This window comes from Pseudomonas gozinkensis, assembly GCF_014863585.1.
Classification (GTDB): Bacteria; Pseudomonadota; Gammaproteobacteria; order Pseudomonadales; family Pseudomonadaceae; genus Aquipseudomonas; species Aquipseudomonas gozinkensis.
This window is the reverse complement of sequence record NZ_CP062253.1, coordinates 2,481,937-2,505,180: the sequence shown is the minus strand read 5'-3', so window position 1 is coordinate 2,505,180 and position 23,244 is coordinate 2,481,937. Positions and strand designations below refer to the sequence as shown.

General features: G+C 62.6%; 22 protein-coding genes. 13 read left to right on the top strand and 9 right to left on the bottom strand.

Going from position 1 to position 23,244, the window contains the following annotated elements; genetic code table 11:
* Both IHQ43_RS11270 and IHQ43_RS11265 read right to left on the bottom strand, forming a co-directional pair.
* Window positions 1-2,238 carry an ATP-binding protein gene (locus IHQ43_RS11270; RefSeq protein ID WP_192564396.1) on the bottom strand — a complete coding sequence of 746 codons (2,238 nt, stop codon included), beginning with the start codon at window positions 2,236-2,238 and terminating at the stop codon, window positions 1-3.
* Window positions 2,235-2,840 (bottom strand): biliverdin-producing heme oxygenase, encoded by a 606-nt coding sequence (locus tag IHQ43_RS11265; RefSeq protein ID WP_192564395.1) that lies wholly within the window; start codon window positions 2,838-2,840, stop codon window positions 2,235-2,237. The genes IHQ43_RS11270 and IHQ43_RS11265 overlap by 4 nt, the downstream gene beginning before the upstream one ends.
* A gap of 275 nt (window positions 2,841-3,115) precedes the next feature.
* On the opposite strand from IHQ43_RS11265, the gene IHQ43_RS11260 reads away from it, so the two are divergent.
* Complete coding sequence (locus IHQ43_RS11260; RefSeq protein ID WP_192564394.1) at window positions 3,116-3,736, top strand: LysE family translocator; 621 nt, start codon at window positions 3,116-3,118, stop codon at window positions 3,734-3,736.
* Here the strand turns inward: IHQ43_RS11260 and IHQ43_RS11255 are convergent.
* On the bottom strand, window positions 3,733-4,146 hold the full coding sequence (locus IHQ43_RS11255) for a VOC family protein (protein WP_192564393.1): 414 nt from the start codon (window positions 4,144-4,146) through the stop codon (window positions 3,733-3,735). The two genes, IHQ43_RS11260 and IHQ43_RS11255, sit on opposite strands and share 4 nt — an antisense overlap.
* Before the next feature lie 109 nt (window positions 4,147-4,255).
* On the opposite strand from IHQ43_RS11255, the gene IHQ43_RS11250 reads away from it, so the two are divergent.
* From IHQ43_RS11250 to IHQ43_RS11240, 3 genes are read left to right on the top strand one after another with little or no spacing between them, the layout of a single operon-like run.
* Window positions 4,256-5,338: a bifunctional transcriptional activator/DNA repair enzyme AdaA gene (locus tag IHQ43_RS11250; protein WP_192564392.1), complete on the top strand. Its 1,083-nt coding sequence runs from the start codon at window positions 4,256-4,258 to the stop codon at window positions 5,336-5,338.
* 23 nt (window positions 5,339-5,361) lie between these two features.
* Window positions 5,362-6,159, top strand: a complete 798-nt coding sequence (locus IHQ43_RS11245; protein WP_192564391.1) for an isocitrate lyase/PEP mutase family protein — start codon at window positions 5,362-5,364, stop codon at window positions 6,157-6,159.
* Between the two features lie 3 nt (window positions 6,160-6,162).
* On the top strand, window positions 6,163-6,789 hold the full coding sequence (locus IHQ43_RS11240) for a DNA-3-methyladenine glycosylase family protein (protein ID WP_192564390.1): 627 nt from the start codon (window positions 6,163-6,165) through the stop codon (window positions 6,787-6,789).
* Window positions 6,790-6,822: 33 nt separating this feature from the next.
* Here IHQ43_RS11240 and IHQ43_RS11235 read toward each other — a convergent pair whose 3' ends face one another.
* From IHQ43_RS11235 to IHQ43_RS11220, 4 genes are all read right to left on the bottom strand, one after another.
* A complete protein-coding gene (locus IHQ43_RS11235; RefSeq protein ID WP_244142252.1) occupies window positions 6,823-8,280 on the bottom strand; it encodes a hypothetical protein in 1,458 nt (485 codons plus the stop codon).
* A gap of 90 nt (window positions 8,281-8,370) precedes the next feature.
* On the bottom strand, window positions 8,371-9,468 hold the full coding sequence (locus tag IHQ43_RS11230) for an extracellular solute-binding protein (protein ID WP_192564389.1): 1,098 nt from the start codon (window positions 9,466-9,468) through the stop codon (window positions 8,371-8,373).
* Window positions 9,469-9,470: 2 nt separating this feature from the next.
* On the bottom strand, window positions 9,471-10,586 hold the full coding sequence (gene aguA / locus IHQ43_RS11225) for an agmatine deiminase (RefSeq protein WP_192564388.1): 1,116 nt from the start codon (window positions 10,584-10,586) through the stop codon (window positions 9,471-9,473).
* A gap of 99 nt (window positions 10,587-10,685) precedes the next feature.
* Complete coding sequence (locus IHQ43_RS11220) at window positions 10,686-11,570, bottom strand: LysR substrate-binding domain-containing protein (RefSeq protein ID WP_085608994.1); 885 nt, start codon at window positions 11,568-11,570, stop codon at window positions 10,686-10,688.
* 234 nt (window positions 11,571-11,804) lie between these two features.
* Here IHQ43_RS11220 and IHQ43_RS11215 point away from each other — a divergent pair, with 234 nt between their 5' ends.
* Window positions 11,805-12,293 carry a GFA family protein gene (locus IHQ43_RS11215; RefSeq protein WP_192564387.1) on the top strand — a complete coding sequence of 163 codons (489 nt, stop codon included), beginning with the start codon at window positions 11,805-11,807 and terminating at the stop codon, window positions 12,291-12,293.
* A 123-nt stretch (window positions 12,294-12,416) separates the two neighbouring features.
* The gene (locus IHQ43_RS11210; RefSeq protein WP_192564386.1) at window positions 12,417-14,627 is read left to right on the top strand and encodes a TonB-dependent siderophore receptor; all 2,211 of its coding nucleotides are present in this window, start codon (window positions 12,417-12,419) and stop codon (window positions 14,625-14,627) included.
* Window positions 14,628-14,691: 64 nt separating this feature from the next.
* On the opposite strand, the gene IHQ43_RS11205 is transcribed toward IHQ43_RS11210, so the two are convergent.
* Window positions 14,692-15,897 carry a molybdopterin molybdotransferase MoeA gene (locus tag IHQ43_RS11205; protein ID WP_192564385.1) on the bottom strand — a complete coding sequence of 402 codons (1,206 nt, stop codon included), beginning with the start codon at window positions 15,895-15,897 and terminating at the stop codon, window positions 14,692-14,694.
* Window positions 15,894-16,433, bottom strand: a complete 540-nt coding sequence (gene moaB, locus IHQ43_RS11200; RefSeq protein WP_192564384.1) for a molybdenum cofactor biosynthesis protein B — start codon at window positions 16,431-16,433, stop codon at window positions 15,894-15,896. Before moaB ends, IHQ43_RS11205 begins: the two co-directional genes overlap by 4 nt.
* Before the next feature lie 298 nt (window positions 16,434-16,731).
* Between moaB and IHQ43_RS11195 the strand changes: the two genes are divergently transcribed.
* The 7 genes from IHQ43_RS11195 to IHQ43_RS11165 all read left to right on the top strand — a co-directional run bounded on the left by IHQ43_RS11195 (window position 16,732) and on the right by IHQ43_RS11165 (window position 23,140).
* Window positions 16,732-17,631, top strand: coding sequence for a LysR family transcriptional regulator (locus tag IHQ43_RS11195; RefSeq protein ID WP_192564383.1), 900 nt, complete (start codon window positions 16,732-16,734; stop codon window positions 17,629-17,631).
* Between the two features lie 266 nt (window positions 17,632-17,897).
* On the top strand, window positions 17,898-18,740 hold the full coding sequence (gene fdhD, locus IHQ43_RS11190) for a formate dehydrogenase accessory sulfurtransferase FdhD (RefSeq protein WP_192564382.1): 843 nt from the start codon (window positions 17,898-17,900) through the stop codon (window positions 18,738-18,740).
* Window positions 18,737-19,222: a cyclic pyranopterin monophosphate synthase MoaC gene (gene moaC, locus IHQ43_RS11185; RefSeq protein ID WP_192564381.1), complete on the top strand. Its 486-nt coding sequence runs from the start codon at window positions 18,737-18,739 to the stop codon at window positions 19,220-19,222. The genes fdhD and moaC overlap by 4 nt, the downstream gene beginning before the upstream one ends.
* Complete coding sequence (locus IHQ43_RS11180) at window positions 19,219-19,470, top strand: MoaD/ThiS family protein (RefSeq protein WP_007957033.1); 252 nt, start codon at window positions 19,219-19,221, stop codon at window positions 19,468-19,470. Before moaC ends, IHQ43_RS11180 begins: the two co-directional genes overlap by 4 nt.
* A 3-nt stretch (window positions 19,471-19,473) precedes the next feature.
* Window positions 19,474-19,935, top strand: a complete 462-nt coding sequence (gene moaE, locus IHQ43_RS11175; RefSeq protein WP_192564380.1) for a molybdopterin synthase catalytic subunit MoaE — start codon at window positions 19,474-19,476, stop codon at window positions 19,933-19,935.
* A 71-nt stretch (window positions 19,936-20,006) separates the two neighbouring features.
* A complete protein-coding gene (gene chrA / locus IHQ43_RS11170; RefSeq protein WP_192564379.1) occupies window positions 20,007-21,350 on the top strand; it encodes a chromate efflux transporter in 1,344 nt (447 codons plus the stop codon).
* 425 nt (window positions 21,351-21,775) lie between these two features.
* Window positions 21,776-23,140, top strand: a complete 1,365-nt coding sequence (locus IHQ43_RS11165) for a glutamine synthetase family protein (protein WP_192564378.1) — start codon at window positions 21,776-21,778, stop codon at window positions 23,138-23,140.
* Window positions 23,141-23,244 lie beyond the last annotated feature (104 nt).

Here is a 23,244-nt window from a genome sequence, read left to right as displayed (position 1 = left end):
TCAGTCCAGACGCGGCACAGTGAAACGGAACTCGCTGCCCTGCCCCGGCTCGCTCTCGGCAACGATCCGCCCGCCATGGGCCTCTACAATGCCCTGCGTGATGTACAGGCCCAGCCCGGTGCCGGTCGGATTGCCTTCCTTCACCGTCCAGTAACGATCGAACACATGCGGCAAGTGGTCCTTGGGAATACCTTCGCCGCTGTCGCGTACCGTGAAGACGATGTCATCGCCGACCGATTTGGCAAACACATCGACCGTGCCCAGGCGCGGGGTGAACTTGATCGCATTGCCGACCAGATTCGACAGCACCTGGAACAGCCGCTCCGGGTCGGCATGAATGCTCAGATCCGGATCGGCCTCGAACGAGATGCTGATGTCCTTGTCCAGCGCCAGCGGCGCAAGCAGTGATTGCGCCTCTTCGAACATCTGCGCGACATCGAGTTTCTGCGGCGCGATGGTGTAGCGCCCGGCGTCGATTTTCGAGGTGTCGAGCAAATCCTCCAGCAGCGTGTTCATGCGCCCGGCGGCTTGCTGCATGGTGTCGATGGCGGTCGAGATGCGCCGCGACGTGTGCGGCCCGTCCGAGCTGAAAGCCTTTTGCATCATGCCGCACAGCATGGAAATCACCGTCATCGGGTTACGCAGGTCGTGGGACACCACCGCCACCAGCTCGTCGCGCGCGCGCACCGCTTCCTGCTCGCGGCGTACCTGGCGGGCCAGATCGTTTTCCAGCGCCGAGCGACGCAGGTCGTTGGCGGCAAACAGATCACCGTGGCTCCACTTGGTGGAGATCCCGGCCATCTCGACCTTCCAGATTTCGAACGAGGTACGCGGCCGCAGGCGCAGGCCGGCGTCGGAGTTTTCCAGGTCCAGCGGCTTGCGCGGGTCACCGCTCCAGTTGATGTTCTCTTTGACTTCGGGGCGAAACCACAGCACGCCGTTGTCCACCGGTTTGGGCAGGCTCATGGCGAGCACGCCGCTGGCAACCTGCTGATACTGCGCGGCCGGCGGATAAACACTGGCCAGGTGATGACTGGCAAACACCGGCTCGCCGCGCTCCTGCAACCATTTGTGCAAAGCACGAATCTCTTCGGGCTCCGGGCAGTTGCCGTAGCGGTGCAATTGCTTGTCTTCGATGATCGCGATGCCGCCGGCATTGGCCAGCGCCATCAGGACTTGTGGCTGGTTGGCCAGGCCATCGAAAACGTTCTGTGGCGAGTCGATCATCGCCTGATTGAGCAATGTCAGCGCTTCGAGCTTTTCCTCGCGTTGACGGCTGACTTCCAGCGCTTCCATCGCGCTGATCTGCAACGACAGCACCTGGCCGATGGTCTGGCACGCCGTGCGCAACTCGTGCGGCACGTGCAGCGGCTGACGGTTGCCGCAACTGATCAAACCCCAGAGCCGGTCGCCCTTGAGCAGGGAAATGCTCATCGAGGACAGTACGCCCATGTTCTTCATGTACTGGCAGTGAATCGGCGACACGCTGCGCAGCGTCGCGAAGCTCAGGTCCAGCGGGGCCTGGGTGTCCGGGCGCAGCTTGGGTACCAGTGGCACCGGTTGATAGTCGGCATTCGGGATGATCCGCAGCCAGTTGGTGCGATACAGCTCGCGGGCCTGCTCGGGGATGTCCGAGGCCGGGAAGAACAACCCGTTGAAGACTTCCATCGACGGATCGGACGCTTCGGCGATGACCTGACCGTGGCCCTCCTCTTCGAAGCGATAGATCAACACCCGGTCGTAACCGGTCATCGCCTGGATTTCCTTGACGCTGATGTCGTACAGCGCTTGCAGGCTCTGGGCCTTTTGCAGGCGCGCGAGCATCCGCCCCAAGTGGGTTTCGGTGCCGGCGACGTTACGCGGCTGGAAGTTTTCGACGTGGATTTCCAGTTCCAGAATCAGCACATCCTGATGCCGGTGCAGCAAACCTTCGAACGCGGTGCCGTTGAGGCGAAAGTGCAACGGCGGTGCATCGGGCAAGGCCGGTTGCTGCAAGGCTTCGCGAACCTGCGCGGCACGGGCGTCACCGATCAGGCTTTGCAGTGGCTGACCGATCAGTTCCTGCGCCGGGCGCGCGAGCAGGGTCTCGACGTTGGCGCTGATCTGGATGATCGAAAGGTCCGGCTCGCTCAGGGTCAGCAGCAACCCGTGCGGCTGGATCGCGCCGGGAAAGCGGATCGGCTCGTCGGCGCAGTTGGCCAGCAACTCTTCAAAGGCTTCTTTGTCTTGCGGGTTCATACCAGAACCTCCTGGCTTTCGAGCCACTGCTCGAAACAGCTGAATGTGGTGTGGGCGGCCGCCACGACGGCTTCACGCTCGTCGGCGTCCATCGGGCGACTGCCCAGGTACTCAATGAAATCGCGCCAGCGCCGGCCGGTGGCGGCGCCGTAGATGTCCAGAAACGCCGCGCCGTTGTCCGCACCCAGGCTCAGGCGCGTGGCGATTTCCCGGCGCAGGATCTGCCCGCCGAGCGTCGCGCCTTCCAGTACGTACAGCACGCCCAGACACGCGGCGGCGGAGTCGATGGCAGGCAACTGGCGGCAGATCGCAAGATCCCCACCGCTTGCACCCAACGCTTGCAGGTCCCGTTGCAGGGTCGCAGCCTTGAGGCGCGAAGGCAGATCAAAGTCGGCGGGAATCGCGTCGCTGTCCTGCAACGCGGCTTCCAGTGGCTGATAGAAGCCGTAATAGGCGCGCATCAGTCGCTCGAAAGCGTGCAGATCAAGGGTGTCGGAGAAGAAAGGAAGGCGTTTTTCCAGTGCAATGTGCAGTTCGGCGGTGCCGGCCCGCAGATCTTGCAGTACCGGTGGCACATGAACCTCACGGGCCTTTGCTTGCATGTAGGTCGCTCGTACAGTAGGCCGCCTGGGGCCATGGGGGAATGGAAAAGCATGGCGCGAAAGCTTACACGGCAATTGTCCTTTCTGACCCGCCAGATGGTTTTTTCTGACGAATTCATCACCCTGTGACGGATTCAGAGTTGGCGGGAATGCAGAAAGTTCGAACGAATTCACACCCATCCATCGCTGTACCGCGACTCTGCTGCCTGACTGTACGGTTCGGGCTCCTATGATCGCGTGATAAAAATAACGCTCCCGTCACCGGAGCCCGCGCCATGGATCTCGCCACCCTCTCGCTGTTTCTGCCCGCCTGTTTTGCCCTGAACATGGCACCCGGGCCGAACAACCTGCTGTCGGTCAGCAACGCCACTCGCTACGGCTACCGTCGCGCCTGCGTGGCCGGGATCGGTCGGTTGCTGGCGTTCGCCGGGATGATCGCCCTCGCCGCGGCGGGGCTGGCGGTGGTGCTGCAAACCTCTGAACTGTTGTTCTATGGGATCAAGATTGTCGGCGCGGGGTATCTGCTGTATCTGGCGTGGCAGCTGTGGCGAGCCCATCCAACCGCCGAAGGCGCCGTTGCAGCACCGGCGCACGGGCTTCTGGCCCTGGCACGTCAGGAGTTTCTGGTGGCAGCGGGAAATCCCAAGGCCATCCTCATCTTCACCGCCTTCCTGCCGCAATTCGTCGACCCGACCCGCGCCATCACCCCGCAGTTCATGCTGCTGGGCCTGCTGTTTCTGCTGCTGGAATGGATCGCCATCAGCGCCTACGCCTACATGGGCCTGCACATGCGCCGCTGGTTCGCCGAGCCGCGCGGCAAACGGATTTTCAACCGTTGCTGCGCCGGCCTGCTGTCGGCAGCGGCCTCGGTGTTGCTGATGGCCAAGCGGGCCTAAGCCTCGGACGGGCCTTTGAGTTCGACCTGGTTGCCGTCCGGATCGAAACAGTAGAGCGACAGGCCGTAGCCCTCGGCGCCAAAACGGGTGGCGGCCTTGTCGACGCTCAACCCACAGGACTGCAGGTGGCTGACCAGTGCCGCTTCATCGAACGGCTCGATGCGCAGGCAGAAATGATCGACATTGCGCCGCTCGCTGCCGGCAGCGGCGCCACCCTTGCGGCCGATTTCGCCGTCGAGGTCGACCAGGTCGATCATCGACGTGCCCGCGCGCAGGTGCACCAGACCGAACTTCTCGTTGTGCTTGACCACTTCGGCACCGAAGACCCGGTCGTAGAAATCAATGCTGCGTTGCAGATCGGCGACGCGCAGCACGATGTGATCGATGTGTTGAATCGTGAACGGTGGCATACCTTCATTTCCCGAGTTGTAGCGACCCGATCACTGTAGTGCAGCGGCCCGAAAATTCACTGTCGATTTTTCGGTGGAGCCATCGAATAACTGGTTTTATCCTCGGCCCATGAACATACAGACCGCTGTCCTGCCGCCCCACGCCGAAATGGTTCGCGCCATGCTCGAACGCGACACTGCCTATGAAGGCGTGTTCTTCACGGCCGTAAAAACCACCGGGATCTTCTGTCGCCCCAGCTGCACGGCGCGCAAGCCGAAACCCGAAAATGTCGAGTTCTTTGCCCAGGCTGACGAATGCCTGTCCGCCGGTTACCGCGCCTGCCTGCGGTGCAAGCCGCTGGACGCTGCGGCCATCGCGCCGGACTGGGTGCAACGACTGTTAAAAGCTGTCGACGCCGATCCGGAGTTGCGCTGGAGCGACGCGCAATTGCTCGCCGAAGGCATCGAGCCGCTGAAACTGCGGCGCTGGTTCAAGCAGCATTTCGGCATGACGTTCCATGCGTGGCTGCGCACCCGCCGGCTCGGCATGGCCCTGGGCGGGATCAAGCAAGGCACGTCCATCGACCATGCGGCGTTCGATTCCGGTTATGAATCCCTCAGCGGTTTTCGTGATGCGTTTCAGAAGTCGTTTCACATCACGCCGGGGCGCGCGGCGACCAGCGAACCGCTGCTGTTCACTCGCCTGACCACACCGCTGGGGCCGATGATCGCCATGGCCGAGCGGCGCGGGCTGGTATTGCTGGAGTTTCTCGACCGTCCGGCGCTGACCCGGGAAGTCGAAGAACTGCAAAGTCGTCACGGTTACGTGGTCGCGCCGGGACACAACGCGTATTTACAGCAGATCGAAAACGAACTGGCGCTGTATTTCGCCGGGAAACTGAGCGAATTCAGCGTGCCGCTGCACCTGCCTGGCAGTGAGTTTGCCCGTCAGGTCTGGGCTGAACTGCGGCAAATCCCCTACGGCCACACCAGCACCTACGGCACCATCGCGGCACGGCTGGGCAAACCCGGTGCCAGCCGAGCGGTGGGCCTGGCCAACGGACACAATCGACTGTCGATCGTGGTGCCGTGCCATCGGGTGATCGGTGCGGACGGCTCGCTGACCGGCTATGGTGGTGGGCAACCGCGCAAGGCGTTTTTGCTCCGGCTGGAAAACGCCGCCGTGCAGCTCACGCAACCACTGGCTTTCTGAACAACCGACAAGAAGGGATCTCGATGAGCGCGCTCGACACACAGTTTCACCAGTTGCACCACGATGGCCTGCTGATCCTGACCAACGTCGCCGACGCCACGGGTGCGCGGCTGGTCGAGCAACTGGGTGGCAAAGCGGTCGCCACCAGCAGCGCCGCTGTCGCGTGGGCCCACGGTTATCCGGACGGCAACACCCTGCCGCTGGAGCGGTTGATCAGTACCGTGGAATCGATTGCCCGGGTCATCCAGGTGCCGTTGAGCGTGGACATCGAGGCCGGTTATTCCGATGACCTCGACCGGGTCGCCGAAGTGATCGATGCCGTGCTCGCAGCGGGTGCGGTCGGGATCAATATCGAAGACGGCAGCGGCACGCCGGAACTGCTGGTGCGCAAGATCGAAGTCGCGCGGAAAGTGGCCGAGAAGCGCAATGTGAAGCTGTTCATTAACGCCCGCACCGACGTTTACCTCAAAGGGCTGGTACCGGCCGAGGATCGCGTCGCCGAAACACTGCGTCGTGCCGCGCTGTATCAGGCAGCCGGGGCGGATGGATTGTTCGCTGCCGGGGTGACGTCTGCCTACGAAATCGAAGCGATCTGCAGGGGGACGACTTTGCCAGTCAACGTTCTGGGCTTCGCTTGCCTGCCCTCCCCCGAAGAACTGATAGCCCTCGGCGTACGCCGCTTGAGCGCCGGTTCCGGGATCGCCGAGTTCATGTACGGCGCCATGGGGTCGCTGGTGAAGAGCTTCCTCGCCACCGGCAAGCTCGATACCCATGACCTCAAGGCCTTTACCTATGGCGAAGTCAACGGTCTGCTGAAGTAATCCATGCCCGATCCCTACCAACCGGCCAGCGAATTTCTGGCCAGCCTCGACGCCGACTGGCAGCGCCACATTGCTGCGGTCGGCCCTTGCCTGCATCAGCCGCATCCGGCGCGCGATCCCTATGAATCGCTGGTGCGGGCGATTGCCTATCAGCAGCTGCACGCCAAGGCTGGCGATGCGATTGTCGGGCGGTTGGTGGGGTTGTTTCCCGAACAGGCTTTTCCCCGCCCGGAGCAGATTCTGGCGACGGATTTCGACCGCCTGCGCAGTTGCGGTTTTTCCGCCGGCAAGATTGCGACGATTCAGGGGATTGCCCAGGCGACCCTGGACGGCGTAGTGCCGGATTACCCCACGGCGCTGGCGATGGAGGATGAAGCGCTGATCGAGCGGTTGGTCAACCTGCGCGGCGTTGGACGCTGGACCGTCGAGATGCTCCTGATCTACAGCCTGGAACGACCGGACATTCTGCCCGCCGATGACTTTGGCGTGCGCGAGGGCTATCGGCGGTTGAAGGGGCTGGAGGTGCAGCCGACGCGCAGGCAGATGGTCGAGATCGGGTTGGCATGGAGCCCGTTTCGCACCGTGGCGGCGTGGTATTTGTGGCGGGTGCCAAAGAGTCCCATCCGTTAGCCCCCCTCCCTTTGGGAGAAGGGCTTTGGCTCGTCACGGGAAAATCATCTTCATCTCTTTGTCGGAATAGTTGTAGTTCCAGCGCAATTCGGTTCCCGCCGGAATATCCTCCGTGGCAAATAGCGCGTTCAGCATATAGCGTCTGTTGACCAGCCTGTCGCCGACCTGCATGTCTGCTTCGACTTTGAATCCAACGGTTAGTACGTTATAGCCGTGCGGTGATTGATGGATCGGTTTGCCCGAGGCGTCGTATTCGAAGTTCGAGTTGATCCGCGAAACAATGTTATCGCCGATGACCACCACCGGTTCTTCAATAAACTTTCCGGGTCCGTAATGCAGGTAGGCACCCGCGAGCATGGTAAACGTCTGCTCTTCGCGCCGCACCAGACGCACCGGACTGAGCGTCCCGCCGTAAAGGCCCAGTGCCTCGCCTTTGCTGATTCGCTTGTTGGCGACCACCATGAGTTGTCCGATCAGCGCCTTTTCGCCCGGGACCTTCATATCTGCCTCGGTAAAGGTGCGCAACTCGAGTTTTTCTTCGTAGAGCCTGGCGACGTCTTCATAGCCTTCGAACTTGATGTAGGGCTTGATCGGTCCCGAGCGGTATTGCTCGCCCGTGGTCAGGGTGACCAGGGTTTCCAGCTTGCGGATCCGCACCGGCCTGCCCAGGGTATCGCGCAGCGGGTATTTGCCGTTGTTGGCGCGGTCGTATGTGCCCGGACGATTGCTGCGAAACGAATAGCGAACTTCTTCGCGCATGGCGGCCAGTTCCTGCTCGCTGTAGGGCTTGATCGGCATCGACTCCGAAGCCAGTTCAAACTCGTCATCGGACGCATCCTGACGGTTTCGCCCTTCGTCACCATCCGGATGAGGAAAAGCCTCCAGTGTTGAGCCGACTTCGGAGCGCGGGTCGGGAGTGCGGAAACGGTCCAGGGCAAATTCTTCCAGCGGGTGCCAGCGCGCGCCATCGCTGTCGCGCTCCAGAACCGGCCCGCTTGGATTGCGCTCGCTGGCCAGTCTGGCCCGGTACAATCCGGTTTGCAGGTCGGCTCCCACCTGGACGATTTCCTGGTCGGGCAATTCGGCGAATTGACGCCCCTTGAACGACCGGAAACCCTCGGCATCAATGTCGGTCAGCCGGCCTGCCGCCGCGACGTGATACGCCGCCAGCGACGGCTGCCCGTCGGCAGGTGCATTTTCCACCACGGGCAACCCATCGCGAAAGGTGAACGATGACGGCGGGCTGACGTCCCCTCCACCGCTGTATTGGGGCGCCCCTGCTCCGCTGAAAATCGCCGGCGGCTCTGGCAGAGTGTCGTGGGCACTCGGTCGAATCACCGGCCCTGGTACAGAACCGTCAGTGGAAGACTTCAGATGAGCATCGACCGAGCCTGAGCCCTTGGTCGGCGGTTTGATTGGCATGTTTTCTTCCTTGAAAGTAGGCCGTCGCAGGTCCTCTAAAACAGGAACTGACAAGGCGTTCGGCATCATTGCCGGTGCAAATCCATGGCGAAAAAACTACCAGACTCCCCCCACACACGCCCACGAGCAAACCGCTTCAAGATGATTCCCGGCGCGCCGTCACAACCCCGACTTCAACCGACTGAACGCCCGAATCAACGCCCGGTTGAACGCCTTGCCGTTGTCATTCTTGCTGTACAGCGTTGCCCTCACCGCCTCCGGCGGATAGGTCCCCGGATCATTACGAATCGCTGGATCTATCAAGCCATCCGCCGCCGTGATCGCGTTGGCGTAGTGAATGGTGTCGGTGATCGGCGCAATCACCTCGGGCGTCATCAGGTAATCCATCAGCGCCAATCCGGCCTCGGGGTGCGGGGCATCCTTGGGGATGACCATGGCATCGAACCAGATCAGCGTGCCCTCCTTCGGAATCCGGTAATTCAACTTGAACGGCTTGTTGGCCGCCTGAGCCTGACCCGCCGCGATGGCGACGTTGCCGTTCCACGACATCGCCACGCAGGTGTTGCCGTTGGCCAGGTCGCTGATGTTCAGGTCATTGTCGAAGTAGCGGATGTACGGACGGATCTTCGCCAGTTGCTGTTCGGCGAGTTTCAGGTCGTCGAGGCTCTGGCGGTTGATATCCAGGCCCATGTATTTCATGACCGCCGCGAACACTTCGTTCGGATCGTTGAGCAGGCTCACCCCGCAATCGGCGAATTTCGACACCACCGCCGGATCGAACAGCATTGCCCAACTGTCCCGTGGCGCGTCCGGCAGACGCTGCTTCACAGCCTCCTCCTGATAACCGACGCCGGTGGTGCCCCAGGCGTAGATCCCGGCGTAGCGGTTGCCCGGATCGAACACCGCCATGTGCTGACGGAATTCGTCCCCGACCCCGGCAAAATGCGGGAGTTGTTGTTTATTCAGGGCCTGGATCGCACCGCTCTCGATGGCCCGAGACAGGTGCTGGCCGGCGGTCAGCACCAGATCGTAGCCGCTGCGGCCGGTGAGCAGTTTGGTCTCGACGGTTTCCAGCGAATCGAAGTGATCGGCGACCACCCGAATCCCGGTTTTCGCCTCGAAATTCTTCAGGGTATCCGGGGCCAGGTACTCGCCCCAGATGTACAGGTTGACCACCGGTTTCGCCGTTTCGGCAGCCTGCACACACAGGGGTGCAAGCACCAGCAATAACGCTTTACTCAGTTTGTGCAGGCCCATGGTCAGGCTCCTTTTTTCTGGCCGGCGTACTGCGGCATGGTGATGCACGCGACGTTGCCGCCACCGAGCAGGATTTCCCGGGAGTTTTCGATTCCGACGATCTTGTGCTGCGGGAACAGTTCGGCGAGGGTCGCCAGCGCCACCCGGTCGTTGCGATCACCGAACAGCGGCGCCACGATCGAACGGTTGCCGGCGTAGTAGTTGATGTACGACGCACAGATTTGGGTGCCGGCCTGACGGGTGTGGGTGCTGTCCTGCTGATCGAGGCCTTCGGCTTCTTCGGCGGTCCACTCCAGCACGTCCGGTTGCGGCAGCTTGTGCACGATCAGTTCGCGGCCACGGCTGTCGCGGGTGCTGCGCAGGATGTCATAGGCCTCCTGATAGATTTCCCACTGCGGATCGTCACGGTTGTCGGTCCATTGCAGCACGACTTCGCCGGGGCGCACGAAGCACGCAAGGTCGTCGACGTGGCCGTCGGTTTCGTCGAACTTGCAACCGCGCGGCAGCCAGATCACTTGCTCGGCGCCGAGGTAATCGGTCAGCCGCCGGGTGACTTCGTCCTTGCCCAGGTGCTGGTTGCGATTGCGGTTGAGCAGGCATTGCTCGGTGGTCAGGATGCTGCCCTGGCCATCGCTCTGAATGCCGCCGAGTTCGGCAATCAACGGTGCGCGATAACGGTCGAAGCGTTCGATTTCGAGGATCTTGCTGGCGATCTGATCGTCCTTGTCCCACGGGTAGTAGAGCCCGCCATCGAGGCCGCCGTAGGCGTTGAATTCGAAGTCGACGCCACGCACTTCACCGCTCTGATCGTTGACCACGAAGCACGGGCCACTGTCGCGGAACCAGGTGTCGTTGCAGGTCATTTCCACCACGCGCACTTGCGGCGGTAACTGGCGGCGGGCGGTGGCGAACTGGGAGGCCGATGCGCAGACCGTCACCGGTTCGCTGTGGGAGATCGCGGTGACGATCTGCACCCAGACTTTCTGCGCAGGCTTGGCGCCGTTGCGCCAGACGTCGGTGCGCTCCGGCCAGCCGAGCCAGCAACCGGACTTGGCTTCGAATTCGCCGGGCAGACGGAAGCCGTCCTGTTTCGGGGTGGTGTCGAGCAAACGTGCCATGGTCAAACCTCGTCGTCGGGATGGGAATGACCTCAGGCTACGGTCGTGGGCCGTCGCGCCGCCAACGATGATTATTTCGGAACAGTTGAATTCAACTCATCAATCCGCCAGTTGATCGTTGAACCATTCCAGCATCTGCGCCACCGCCGGACGCTCCAGCCGCACCCGCTCGCAGACCAGCGCATATTGGCCGAGCGCGGTCATGCTGGAGGTGAACGGTCGCACCAGACGCCCGTTCTGCAAGTCTTCCTGCGCGGTGAGGTTGTCGCCCATCGCCACGCCCTGCCCTTGCGCCGCCGCCTCCAGCGCCAGACCGGCGTGGGCGAAATACAACTGGCGCTCCGGGCGCAGGTCGCCGGCATGGCTGGTGAGCCACGCGGTCCAGGTCTTGCCGTCCTGATCGTCGTGCAACAGGCAATGGCGGGCCAGGTCCTTGGGGGTTTTCAGGTTGCCCTGGTTGAACAGGCCGGGGCTGCACACCGGGAAGAACTGCAACGCCGGCAACGGGCGGACGAAGTACGCGCTGCTGTCCACGGGGCCGGTGCCGTAGGTGATGGCCAAGTCGATGTCTTCGCCGGGCGCGGTGGCGTCGATCGGTTGTTCGTAGAGATGCAAGGTGATGTGCGGATAACGCGCGTAGAAATCGGTGAGACGGTTCATCAGCCACTTCTGCGCGAGTTCTGCCGTCACCGCCAGCCGCAACACCGCGAGCGAGGACGGATCGCGCAACTCGTCACAGGCATCTCCGATCAGTTCGAAGGCCTGTTGCAGGCTCTGCATCAGACGCCCGGCGGCGATGGTCGGGCGAATCTGCCGGCCCTCGCGGATGAACAGCGACACGCCCAGTTGCTCTTCGAGCTGGCGGATCTGATGGCTGACGGCGCTGTCGGTGACGCACAGCTCGGCGGCGGCCCGACCGAAGTGCGCGTGACGGGCAGCGCATTCGAAGGTTCGCAGGGCGGCCAGGGAAGGTAGTCGGCGCATGGGTTGAGTCCCTTTTTTGCGGACATGCTGACCTTCGGATTCGTGGGCGTCCAGTCGTACCGCGTTATCGTTCATCGCGAGCAAGCTCGCTCCCACAGGTTTTGCGGTGTGCCCTCAATCTTTCAAACTCTGAATAACCCTGTGGGAGCGAGCTTGCTCGCGATAGCGGCGGCACAGACACGACATCTCTTCTAGGCTGAACCGCATCAACAAAAGCCCAACCGGAGGCCACTCATGCACCTCGAAGGCTCCTGCCACTGCGGCGCGGTTTCATTCACCCTCGACAGCGCCCACCCCTACCCTTATCAGCGCTGCTACTGCTCGATCTGCCGCAAGACCCAGGGCGGTGGCGGCTTTGCGATCAACCTCGGCGGCGACGCGGCCAGCCTCAAGGTGCGCGGGCGCAAACACATCACGATCTACCACGCGAAAATGAAAGACGAAGGCGATGCCCGCGCCCACCGCAGCACCGCCGAACGGCATTTCTGCTCGTTGTGCGGCAGCGGGCTGTGGCTGTTCAGCCCGGAGTGGCCGGAGCTGATCCACCCGTTCGCCTCGGTCATCGACACGCCGCTGCCGGTGCCGCCGGAACACACCCACCTGATGCTTGGCTCCAAAGCACCGTGGGTCGAAGTGCAGGCAAGCGCCAAAGATCAGCAGTTCGAGATCTACCCCGAAGAGTCCATCGCCCAGTGGCATGAACGCCTTGGCCTGACACGCTGAGCATCGATTCGGTTTATTTTCAGAACCCTTTTTTCCAGAACCCGGTTCCCTTTTGCATCGCTCGTTCGGTTAACCCACCAGAAGCACTTCAACTACCGATCGATTCGATGCAAAGGGATCTCCATGTCGCACGTCCGTTTCCGTTTTGCCTTGCGCCCGCTGGCGCTGGCCGTTGTGAGTTTTGCCGCCACCGCCAACGCCGCTGAAATCCCGGCCAGAAAAGAAACCCTGCAACTGGGCGCGACCAATATTTCCGCCCAGGGCCTGGGAGCCACCACCGAAGGCACGCAGTCTTACACCACCGGCGCGACGTCCTCGGCCACCGGTTTGCCGCTGTCGCTGCGCGAAACCCCGCAATCGGTGACGGTGATCACCCGCCAGCAAATGGACGACCGTGGCGTGCAGAGCGTCGGCGATGCGTTGCGCAACACGCCGGGCATTTCGACCCAGAAATACGACAGCGACCGCACCGAGTTTTCCGCTCGCGGTTTTGCCATCACCAACTTCCAGTACGACGGCGTCAACCTGCCCTACGACGGCGTCTACGGCGAGAACCCGAACAACGGCGACGACGCCTCCAGCATCGACCGTGTGGAAGTGATCAAGGGCGCCACCGGCCTGATGACCGGCTCGGGCGATCCGTCGGCCACGGTCAACCTGATCCGCAAGAAGCCGACCAAAGAATTCAAGGCCTCGATCAGCGGAACCGTCGGTTCGTGGGACGCCTATCGCACCGTTGGCGATATTTCCGGCTCGCTGACTGATTCGGGCAATGTGCGCGGGCGTTTTGTCGGCGCGTATTCGGACAAGAATTCCTACCTCGATCACTACAGCCAGAAGAAGGATCTGTTCTACGGCATCCTCGAAGCCGACCTGACCGACGACACCCTGCTGACCTTCGGCATCGACAAGTCCAGCACCACCCCGCGCGGTACCTCGTGGACCGGCAACCCGGTGTATTTCGCCGACGGTGGCCGCACCGATTTCCCGCGCCACTTCAACAGCGGCGCCGACTGGAGCCGTCGCGACTTCGACAACATCACCTACTTCGCCTCTCTGGAGCAGGCGCTGGCCAACGACTGGAAATTCAAGGTCAGCCTCGACCAGAAAACCACCGACCACGACACTCGACTGGCCTCGGCCAGTGGCGGCAACCCGGATCGCGCCACCGGCGAAGGCATGTTCCTGTACTGGGGCCGCTGGGAAGGTCATCGGGTGCAGAACACCGCTGACGTGAATGTCTCTGGCCCGTTCACCCTCGGCGGCCGCGAGCATGAGCTGATCGCCGGCGTGATGACTTCGCATTCGCGCCAGACCGGTTCGACCTACGATACCAGTGCCTTCGCTCAAGTACCGGGCAGCATCTACGACTGGAACGGCGACCTGCCGAAACAGGACTTCCCGAAGAACGGCAAATACGAGCGCGCCCAGAGCCAGAACGGCGTTTACCTGGCCACCCGCCTGCACCCGACCGACGACTTGTCGGTGATCCTCGGCAGCCGCCTGAGCACCTTCAAATACAACGAAGACTACCGCTACAACGCCGGCGCCGGTCTGAGCGACACCCATGCCAGCTACAAGGAACACGGCGTGGTCACGCCGTACGCAGGGCTGGTCTATGACCTCGACGACACCTACTCCGTTTACACCAGCTACACCCGCATCTACCAGCCGCAGACCTACAAGGACATCAACGGCTCGACCCTGGCCCCGGTGGAAGGCGACAGCTACGAAGCGGGTCTGAAAGCCGCGTACTTCGACGGACGCCTGAACGCCAGCCTGGCGTTTTTCCGTATCGAGCAGGACGGGGTCGCCGAGTCGATCGGCACCAACGCCGTCACCAACGAAGGCATTTACAAAGCCATCGACGGCGCCACCACCCAAGGCGTCGAACTGGAACTGGCCGGCGAACTGGCCGACGGCTGGAACGTCTCCGCCGGCTACACCTACGCCCGTACCCGCGATGCCGACGAACAGCGAATCTACGGCTACCCGCTGTCCACCACCAAACCGGAACACGTGGTGCGCACCTTCACCACCTATCGCCTGCCGGGCATGCTCGACAAAGTCACCGTCGGTGGCGGCATCAGTTGGCAGAGCGCGTTCTACGGCAAGATCTACAGCGCACCGGCCGGCGATTACACGCGCATCAAGCAAGGCGGCTACACCCTGGTCGACCTGATGACCCGCTATCAGTACAACGAGCACCTGAGCTTCACCGTCAACGCCAACAACGTGTTCGACAAGAAGTACCTGACGGGCCTGGGCAACTTCGACACCACGTTCTACGGCGAGCCGCGCAACCTGATGCTCACCACCCAGTGGGACTTCTGACGCCTCGGACCGGCAGCCCCCGCCACCCTCTCCGGCCTGTACCGCAGGAGGGATGGCGGCGGCCTCAGAACAACTCGCTGAACGGAATGAAACGCAGCGGATCACCGAGCTGCAAGGTGCTGTTCTCCGGGATTTCCACCAGCCCGTCGGCCCAGGTCGCGCCGAGCAGTACGCCGGAACTCTGGTTCGGATACAGCGCCGCCTGCCCGCCCTCAAGACGCACCCGCAGGTATTCGCGACGGCTGCCGGGTTTCGGCCAGTCGAAACCGGCGTTGACCGTGAAGCTCAGCGGCATCACCTCCTCCACCCCTTGAATGCGCAGCAGATACGGGCGCGCCAGCAGGCCGAAGGTCACCAGTGCCGAGGTCGGATTGCCCGGCAGTCCGATTACCGGCACCGTGCCGAAATGGCCGACTGTCAGCGGTTTGCCGGGTTTGATCGCAAGCTTCCACAACAGCGGTTTGCCGTTGTCGCGCAGCACCTGACCGAGACAATCGGCGTCACCGGCAGACACGCCGCCGGTGGTCAGAATCAAGTCGGCCGCCACTTGCAGTTGCTCGAGTTTGAGCCGGGTCTGCGCCGGGCGATCGGGAAGAATCCCGGCGTCGATCACTTCGCAACCCAGTTCATGCAACCAGTGATCGAGCAGGGTGCGGTTGCTGTTGTAGATGCTGCCGGGACGCAATGGCTGGCCCGGTTCCACCAGCTCATCACCGGTCGACAGCAACGCCACGCGCGGACGACGCACCACCGGCACATGGGTCATGCCCTGCCCTGCGGCGACGGCCAGTTCAAACGGGCCGAGGCGTTTGCCGGCGCGCAGCAAGGTGTCGCCGACGCGGTTCTCCTGGCCCTGGGCGCGAATGTTCTGGCCGACCTTCAGCGGTTGCAGGAAACGGACGCGACCCTCTTCGAGCACTTCGACGTTTTCCTGCATCTCCACGCAATTGGCGCCGGGAGGCAACGGCGCGCCGGTGAAAATCCGCGCGCAAGTGCCGGGCAGCAAGGCATCAGGCGCCAGTCCGGCGTAGACCCGCTGCGACACGTTCAATGGCTGGCGATGCAGGTCGGCGAGGTTCAAGGCGTAGCCGTCCATGGCGCTGTTCGGCCACGGCGGCAGGTCGAGTGTGGCGACCAGATCGCTGGCCAGCACCCGTCCGCGAGCCACGTTGAGTGGCACCGACTCACTGTCCGGCAGACGTTGTTCATCAGCCATCGCCAAAAGTTGGTCGAGGGCCTCCTCGACCGGCATCAAACCCGGCTTGCTCATCCGCGCGGCCCGCAGGCTTGCACCGGTTTGAGGTGCGGAACGAAGTTGCACGGGCGGTGACGGTTATCCAGTTGTTCGGCAAGGATGCCTTCCCAAGCGGTGCGGCAGGCGCCGGTGGAGCCCGGCAGGCAGCACACCAGCGTGCCGTTGGACAGGCCGGCCAGCGCACGGCTTTGCACGGTCGAGGTGCCGATGTCGAGAATCGAGATGGCGCGGAACAGCTCGCCAAAACCGTCGATCTGCTTGTCCAGCAGGCAGGCCACGGCTTCCGGGGTGCTGTCACGCCCGGTGAAACCGGTGCCGCCGGTGATCAGCACCACTTGAATGCCGTCGTCGGCAATCCACTGCGCGACCTGGGCGCGGATTTTGTACAGGTCGTCCTTGAGCAGGTTGCGCTCGCTCAAGGTGTGGCCGGCTTCCAGCAAGCGGCTGACCAGCAACTGGCCGGAGGTGTCGTTGGCGTAATCGCGGGTATCGCTGACCGTCAGCACGGCAATATTCAGGGGAACGAACAAGGCATCCGATTTAACACTCATGGCACTCTCCGGCCGTCGTCAATTCAATTGCTGACGAGCCTAAGTGCCGCTTGTGAGGACTGTCTAATCACTCTGGCCAACCACACTATCGACCTGCTCTATCGGTGATTTTTTTCAGTGCCTCGACCGCTGTCCGGGCCAATGAAACCGGGCGTCATCGAAACCATCGATAAGCTCTTAAACACTGCCGATTGGACGAAAAAAGCCCTCGATGGGATCGTCGCTGCCTGCGCTTTCCGTGCGCCGTACGCATCTGCGTCAATACTCAATCAAAATTCCTTATCGAGCAGGTGCCGTCGTGGACATCAAACAACTCAAGTTCCTGATCGCGCTGGACGAAACCCGCCACTTCGGCCAGGCCGCCGCGCGCTGCCACATCACCCAGCCGACCCTGTCGATGCGCCTGCGCAATCTGGAAGACGAACTCGATCTGGTGCTGGTCAATCGCGGCCAGCGCTTCGAAGGCTTTACTCAGGCCGGCGAGCGCGTACTGGCCTGGGCCCGCACGCTGCTGGCCGCTCACGACGGGTTGTTTGCCGAAGCTGCAGCCTGCCGCGGGCAACTGGTCGGTAGCCTGCGCCTGGGGCTGGTGCCGCTGAGCAACTTCAATCCGGTCAATTACATTCAGGGCTTGTCCGGGACGTATCCGGAGCTGAAATACAGTCTGTCGTCGCTGAGTTCGGACGAGATCATCGAAGGTCTGGGCAACAATCAGCTGGACCTGGGCGTGTGTTATCTGGACCACGTCAACCCGAACTATTTCGAGTTCTTCGAGATTGGTGAGACCCGTGTCGGCCTGCTCTACGACACCCGCCACTTCCATTTCGAAGGCCCGGAAATGAGCTGGGAAGACGCCGCCGAACTGCCGCTGGGGATGATCACCACCGGCATGCACTACCGAAAATCCATCGACCTGAGTTTCCGCAGTCGCGGGCTGAATCCGCAGCCGATCATGGAAAGCGACTCGACCTATCAGTTGCTGCAGGCGATTCACCAGGGTTTCTGCTGCTCGATCATGCCGCTGGACAGCGGGCTGGAAGAACCGATCGAACACCTGGCCTTCATCAACTTGCCGGATGCCAGCGTGCTCGCGCCGCTGGGGCTGGTGATGCGCAAGACCGAACCGCGCTCGGCGATTGCCGAGAAGTGTTTTGCCGAGGCGCGCAAGATGTTCGGGATCGAGGCGCCTGCCGAATAAATGTGTTGAATGTCAGGCCGTCATCGCTGGCAAGTCGAATCGTCGCACCGCAGCTCCCACAATGATCGAGGTGATCGCAGTTTCGGATCCGCCGCGTAACCCTGTGGGAGCTGGCTTGCCAGCGATGAGGCCAGATCAATCAATACAAATCCATAATGTGAAAGCCGTCATCGACCAAGCCAATCACTACATCGGAACAAGCGATTGGACGCACTTTTCCCTGCCCCGTAGCCTGAACCCACTTCAGCGCTTCGGGGATTTTCAAGATGCTGTGTCAGGTTGAAACAACCATCGAACCGGGCGACGCCAACGCTCCCGCGCCACAACCTTCGCAAGTGGCGTACCGCGAATACCTCGACGACGCGCCGGTGTCCCACGCGGCGCTGGCAGCGGAAATTGCATTAGCCATCAGCTACAACGGCTTGAACCAGGCGGTGATGATGGTCTCGCCCGGCAACATCGAGGACTTCATTCGCGGCTTCAGCCTGAGCAACGCCATCGTCGACCGCCTCGACGATATACATGACATCCGCCTGACCCATTTCGACCAGGCTTGCCAGGCCGACGTACAGATTTCCAGCCGTGCCTTCTGGGCCCTGAAAGATCACCGCCGGCAAATGGCGGGCACCAGCGGCTGCGGCCTCTGTGGCGTGGAAGCCCTTGAACAGGCGCTGCCGCAGCTGGACATACTGACCCCGACACCGCTGCCACCGGCCGCGCATTTCGACGGCATCCGCCAACGCATCGAACAGGCCCAACAGCTGGCCCGCAGCAGCGGCGCCCTGCACGCGGCGTTGTACTTCGACGTCGACGGCGAAGCGCGGCTGTGCCGCGAAGACATCGGCCGCCACAACGCCCTCGACAAGCTGATCGGCGCCCTGCAATTCGAAGGCCTTGATGCGCGCCAGGGTTTCGTCGTGGTCACCAGCCGTTGCAGCCTCGAACTGATCCACAAAGCCGTGCGCGCCCGCCTCGGCACCCTCGTCAGCCTGTCCGCCCCTACTGCGCTGACCGTGCGCTGGGCGCTCAAGCACCGCTTGAACCTGATCCACGTCCCGCACCGCAACGCCCCGCGAATCTACAGCCCGATCCAGGAGCCCACCGCATGAGCAACACCCTCACCCACCTCGACGATCAGGGCCGCGCCAACATGGTCGATGTCAGCGACAAAGCCGCGACCCGCCGCGAAGCCACCGCCCAGGCCTGGGTGCAGATGCGCCCGCAAACCCTGCAAATGATCCAGTCCAACGGCCACCCCAAGGGCGACGTGTTCGCCGTGGCGCGGATCGCCGGGATTCAGGCGGCCAAGCGCACCCACGAGTTGATTCTGCTGTGTCATGCGCTGCTGCTCAGTTCGATCCACGTCGAGCTCAAGGCCTGCGAGCCGGACCGCGTGCAGATCACCAGCACCTGCCGCCTCACCGGCCAGACCGGCGTCGAACTCGAAGCCCTGACCGCCGCCAGCGTCGCCGCATTGACGATCTACGACATGTGCAAGGCGGTGGACCGGGCGATGGTCATCGGCGACATCCGCCTGCTGAGCAAACAGGGCGGGCGCTCCGGCCACTTTGAATGGGAGAACCCGCAATGATTCTGATCAACTACTTCGCCAGCTACCGTGACCGGCTCAATCTGGGCGGTGAAAAGATTCCGGCCAGCGACACTCTCGCCTGTGTCGAGGACGTGCGGCAGATGCTGATGCAGCGCGGCGATGTCTGGCGTGAAGTGCTCGGCGCCGGCAACCTGATGTGCGCGGTGAATCAGGAGCTGTGTCAGCCGGATCAGGCGATCGAGGATTTCGACGAGATCGCGTTTTTCCCGCCGGTCACGGGGGGCTGAGGCATGGGTGTTCGAGTCCAGCGTAAAGGCTTCGATGCCGGTCAGTTGATTGCCGATTTGCATGCGCGCAATCCTCGGGTGGGCGCGGTGGTGAATTTCATTGGTTATGTGCGGGATCTGAACGTCGGGCAGTCGGTGACCGAGCTGTTTCTGGAGCACTACCCGGGCATGACCGAGAAGGCTCTGGAGCAGATCGCCGAACAGGCTCGCGAACGCTGGCCGTTGCTGGCGGTGGAGATTGTGCATCGGGTCGGCGCCCTGTCGGTGAGCGAGCCGATCGTGTTTGTTGGCGTGAGCAGCAAGCATCGGCATGCGGCGTTTGAGGCCTGTGCGTTCATCATGGATGTGCTGAAGACCCGTGCGCCGTTCTGGAAGCGTGAGACTACACCTGAGGGTTCGCATTGGGTCGAGGCGCGGGAGAGTGATCAGAATGCGGCGTTTCGCTGGAGTCTGGCACATGCCTGACCGGGTACTGTCGGCTGCAACAAAAGCCTGATTAGATAGCGACTCCCGCCGATTCGAACGTGGAGCCGCAATTGAGCGAAACGCCAAAGGACTTGCCCCGCCCTCAACCCATCACCCTGCGCCAGGCCTGGCCCTTCTGGCTGAAACTCGGCTGCATCGGCTTCGGCGGCCCCGCCGGGCAGATCGCGATCATGCATCAGGAACTGGTGGAGCGCCGGCGCTGGATCTCCGAACGACGCTTCCTCCATGCCCTCAACTACTGCATGTTGCTGCCCGGCCCCGAGGCCCAGCAGCTGGCGACCTACATCGGCTGGCTGCTGCACCGCACCCGTGGCGGCGTGCTGGCCGGTGCGCTGTTTGTGTTGCCGTCGCTGCTGATCCTGATCGCTTTGTCCTGGGTGTACATCGCGTTCGGCGACGTGCCAGCGGTGGCCGGTGTGTTTTACGGGATCAAACCGGCGGTGACCGCGATTGTGCTGCACGCGGCCCATCGCATCGGCTCGAGAGCGTTGAAGAACAGCTGGCTGTGGGCAATCGCCGGCGCCGCGTTCGTGGCGATTTTTGCCTTCAACGTGCCGTTCCCGCTGATCGTGCTCGGCGCGGCATTGATCGGCTATTTCGGCGGACGCTGGGCGCCGCAGCGCTTCAGCAACGGCGGTCATCGCGGCAGCGAAAAGTCCTTCGGTCCGGCACTGATCGATGACGACACCCCGCCACCCGAGCATGCGCGGTTCAGCCTGCCGAGGCTGCTGCGTCTGGTGCTGATCGGTGCGTTGCTGTGGTGTCTGCCGATGGCGCTGCTGACGGCGCTGTTCGGCTGGGACGGCACCTTCACGCAGATGGGCTGGTTCTTCACCAAAGCAGCATTGCTCACATTCGGTGGCGCTTACGCCGTGCTGCCCTACGTGTATCAAGGTGCGGTCGGACATTACGGCTGGCTGACGCCGACGCAGATGATCGACGGCCTGGCCCTGGGCGAAACCACGCCGGGGCCGCTGATCATGGTGGTGGCGTTTGTCGGGTTCGTCGGCGCCTACGTGCAACCGATGTACGGCCCGGAACACGCGTTCACCGCCGGTGCATTGGCCGCGACGCTGGTGACCTGGTTCACCTTCCTGCCTTCTTTCCTGTTCATCCTCGCGGGCGGGCCGTTGGTGGAGTCGACGCACAACGAACTGAAATTCACCGCGCCACTGACCGCGATCACCGCAGCGGTGGTCGGGGTGATCCTCAATCTGGCGTGTTTCTTTGCTTACCACGTGTTCTGGCCCGACGGTTTTACCGGTCAGCCCGATGTGTTCTCGATCGTGCTGGCCCTCATGGCCGCCCTCGCCCTGTTCTTTTTCAAGCGCGGCGTGATCGAGGTGTTGATCGTTTGCGCCCTCGTAGGGCTGGGGTTTCACCTGCTGCGCTGAACCGGGTGGCAGGCCACCGCTCGCGGAATCAGGCGTTTACTTATCCGGGGATTCCCCCTTACTATCCAGCCACACCGGCACGGCGGGACTCTCCCGCCGCCGACGTTTTCCGCCAACGGAAACACGCGTCATGAGCACGTCACTCCAACAATCAGAATCGTTGAACGTCTCTGCACTGTGCGCCCTCCTTCACAGGGGCCGCGCATGAATCGCATCGTCAATCTCCCCATGGCCCTGAGCCGTTCCAAGCTGCGTCACTCCGCACGCCCGCCGGATATCTGCCTGCCCGTCTGATCGCGCCGTTAAAAACCGCGACAGCTCCCCCCTCTTTTTTCGATATCCCTGCCAGGACGCCCGCGCCTTTTGCCGCGCTGCGCCCGGCCCGAATCTGCGCGCCTGTGCGGCGCCATCGTGAGTGATTGATTATGAAATTCGCAGCCATTGAAGACGCCCGTCGCTTTCTGGAGCAGAACCCCGACATCGACATGATCGAGCTGTTCATCCTCGACGCCAACGGCGTGCCGCGCGGCAAACTGTTGCACCGCGAAGAACTGCTCGCCGTGTACGAAAGCGGCCGCCCGCTGCCAAGTACCATTCTCGGCCTGACGGTGCAAGGTGAAGACGTGGAGAACTCAGGTCTGGTGTGGGACGTCGGCGACATCGACTGCCGCGCCTACCCGCTGGAAGGCAGTCTGGTGCGCCTGCCGTGGCGGCAGATTCCGACCGCTGCGGTGCAGGTCAGCATGCACCCGCAACAAGGCATGCCGGCGAGCATCGCCGATCCGCGTCACCTGTTGATCAAGGTCATCGACCGCTTGAAAGCCGAGGGTTTCCACCCGGTGATGGCCTGCGAGCTGGAGTTTTATCTGCTCGACGCCAAACGCGATCACAACGGTCGTCCGCAACCGGCGCTGGATGCCGACGGTGGTCGACCGCGACACACGCAGGTCTACGGTTTGCGTGAGCTGGAACAGATCGAACCGTTCCTCGCCGACCTCTACAGCGCCTGCAAACTGCACGGCATTCCGGCGCGCACGGCAATCTCGGAATACGCACCGGGCCAGGTGGAAATCACCCTCGAACACGGCGATGCGCTGGAGGCGATGGATCAGGCCGTGCGCTACAAACGGCTGGTCAAAGCCGTGGCGCACAAGCACGGGATGCAGGCGACGTTCATGGCCAAGCCGTTCGATCATCTGGCCGGCACCGGCATGCACATGCACGTCAGCCTCGCCGATGCCGAGGGACGCAATCTGTTTGCCTCCGAGGACCCGGCCGGCACCCCGCTGCTGCGCACGGCGATTGGCGGGATGCTCGCCTCGTTGCTCGATTCGCTGCTGCTGTTCTGCCCCAACGCCAACTCCTACCGCCGTTTTCAGGCCAACAGCTACGCGCCACTGGCGCCGACCTGGGGCGTCGACAACCGCACTGTCAGCCTGCGCGTGCCCGGCGGCCCGGCCAACACCCGGCACATCGAACACCGCATTTGCGGCGCCGATGCCAACCCGTATCTGGCAGCGGCGGCGATCCTGGCGGGTATCCATCGCGGGATAAAAGAAGACATCGATCCGGGCGAGCCAGTGGAAGGCAATGGCTATGCCCAGGCGAAAGAATTGCTGCCGACCGACTGGCTGACCTCGCTCACGGCACTGGAAAATTCGGTGTGGGCGCGGGATGCGCTGGGGCAGGAATTCCTCGGGGTGTATCTGGCGGTGAAGCGTGCGGAATACCGGCAGTTCATGGCCGAAGTGGGCGAGCAGGACTGGCGTTGGTACCTGACCGAAGCCTGATTAATCACTCCGCCCCCCTTGTGGGAGCGAGCTTGCTCGCGAAAGCGTCGTCACATTCAACATTTCAGGTGACTGATACAACGCTTTTCGCGAGCAAGCTCGCT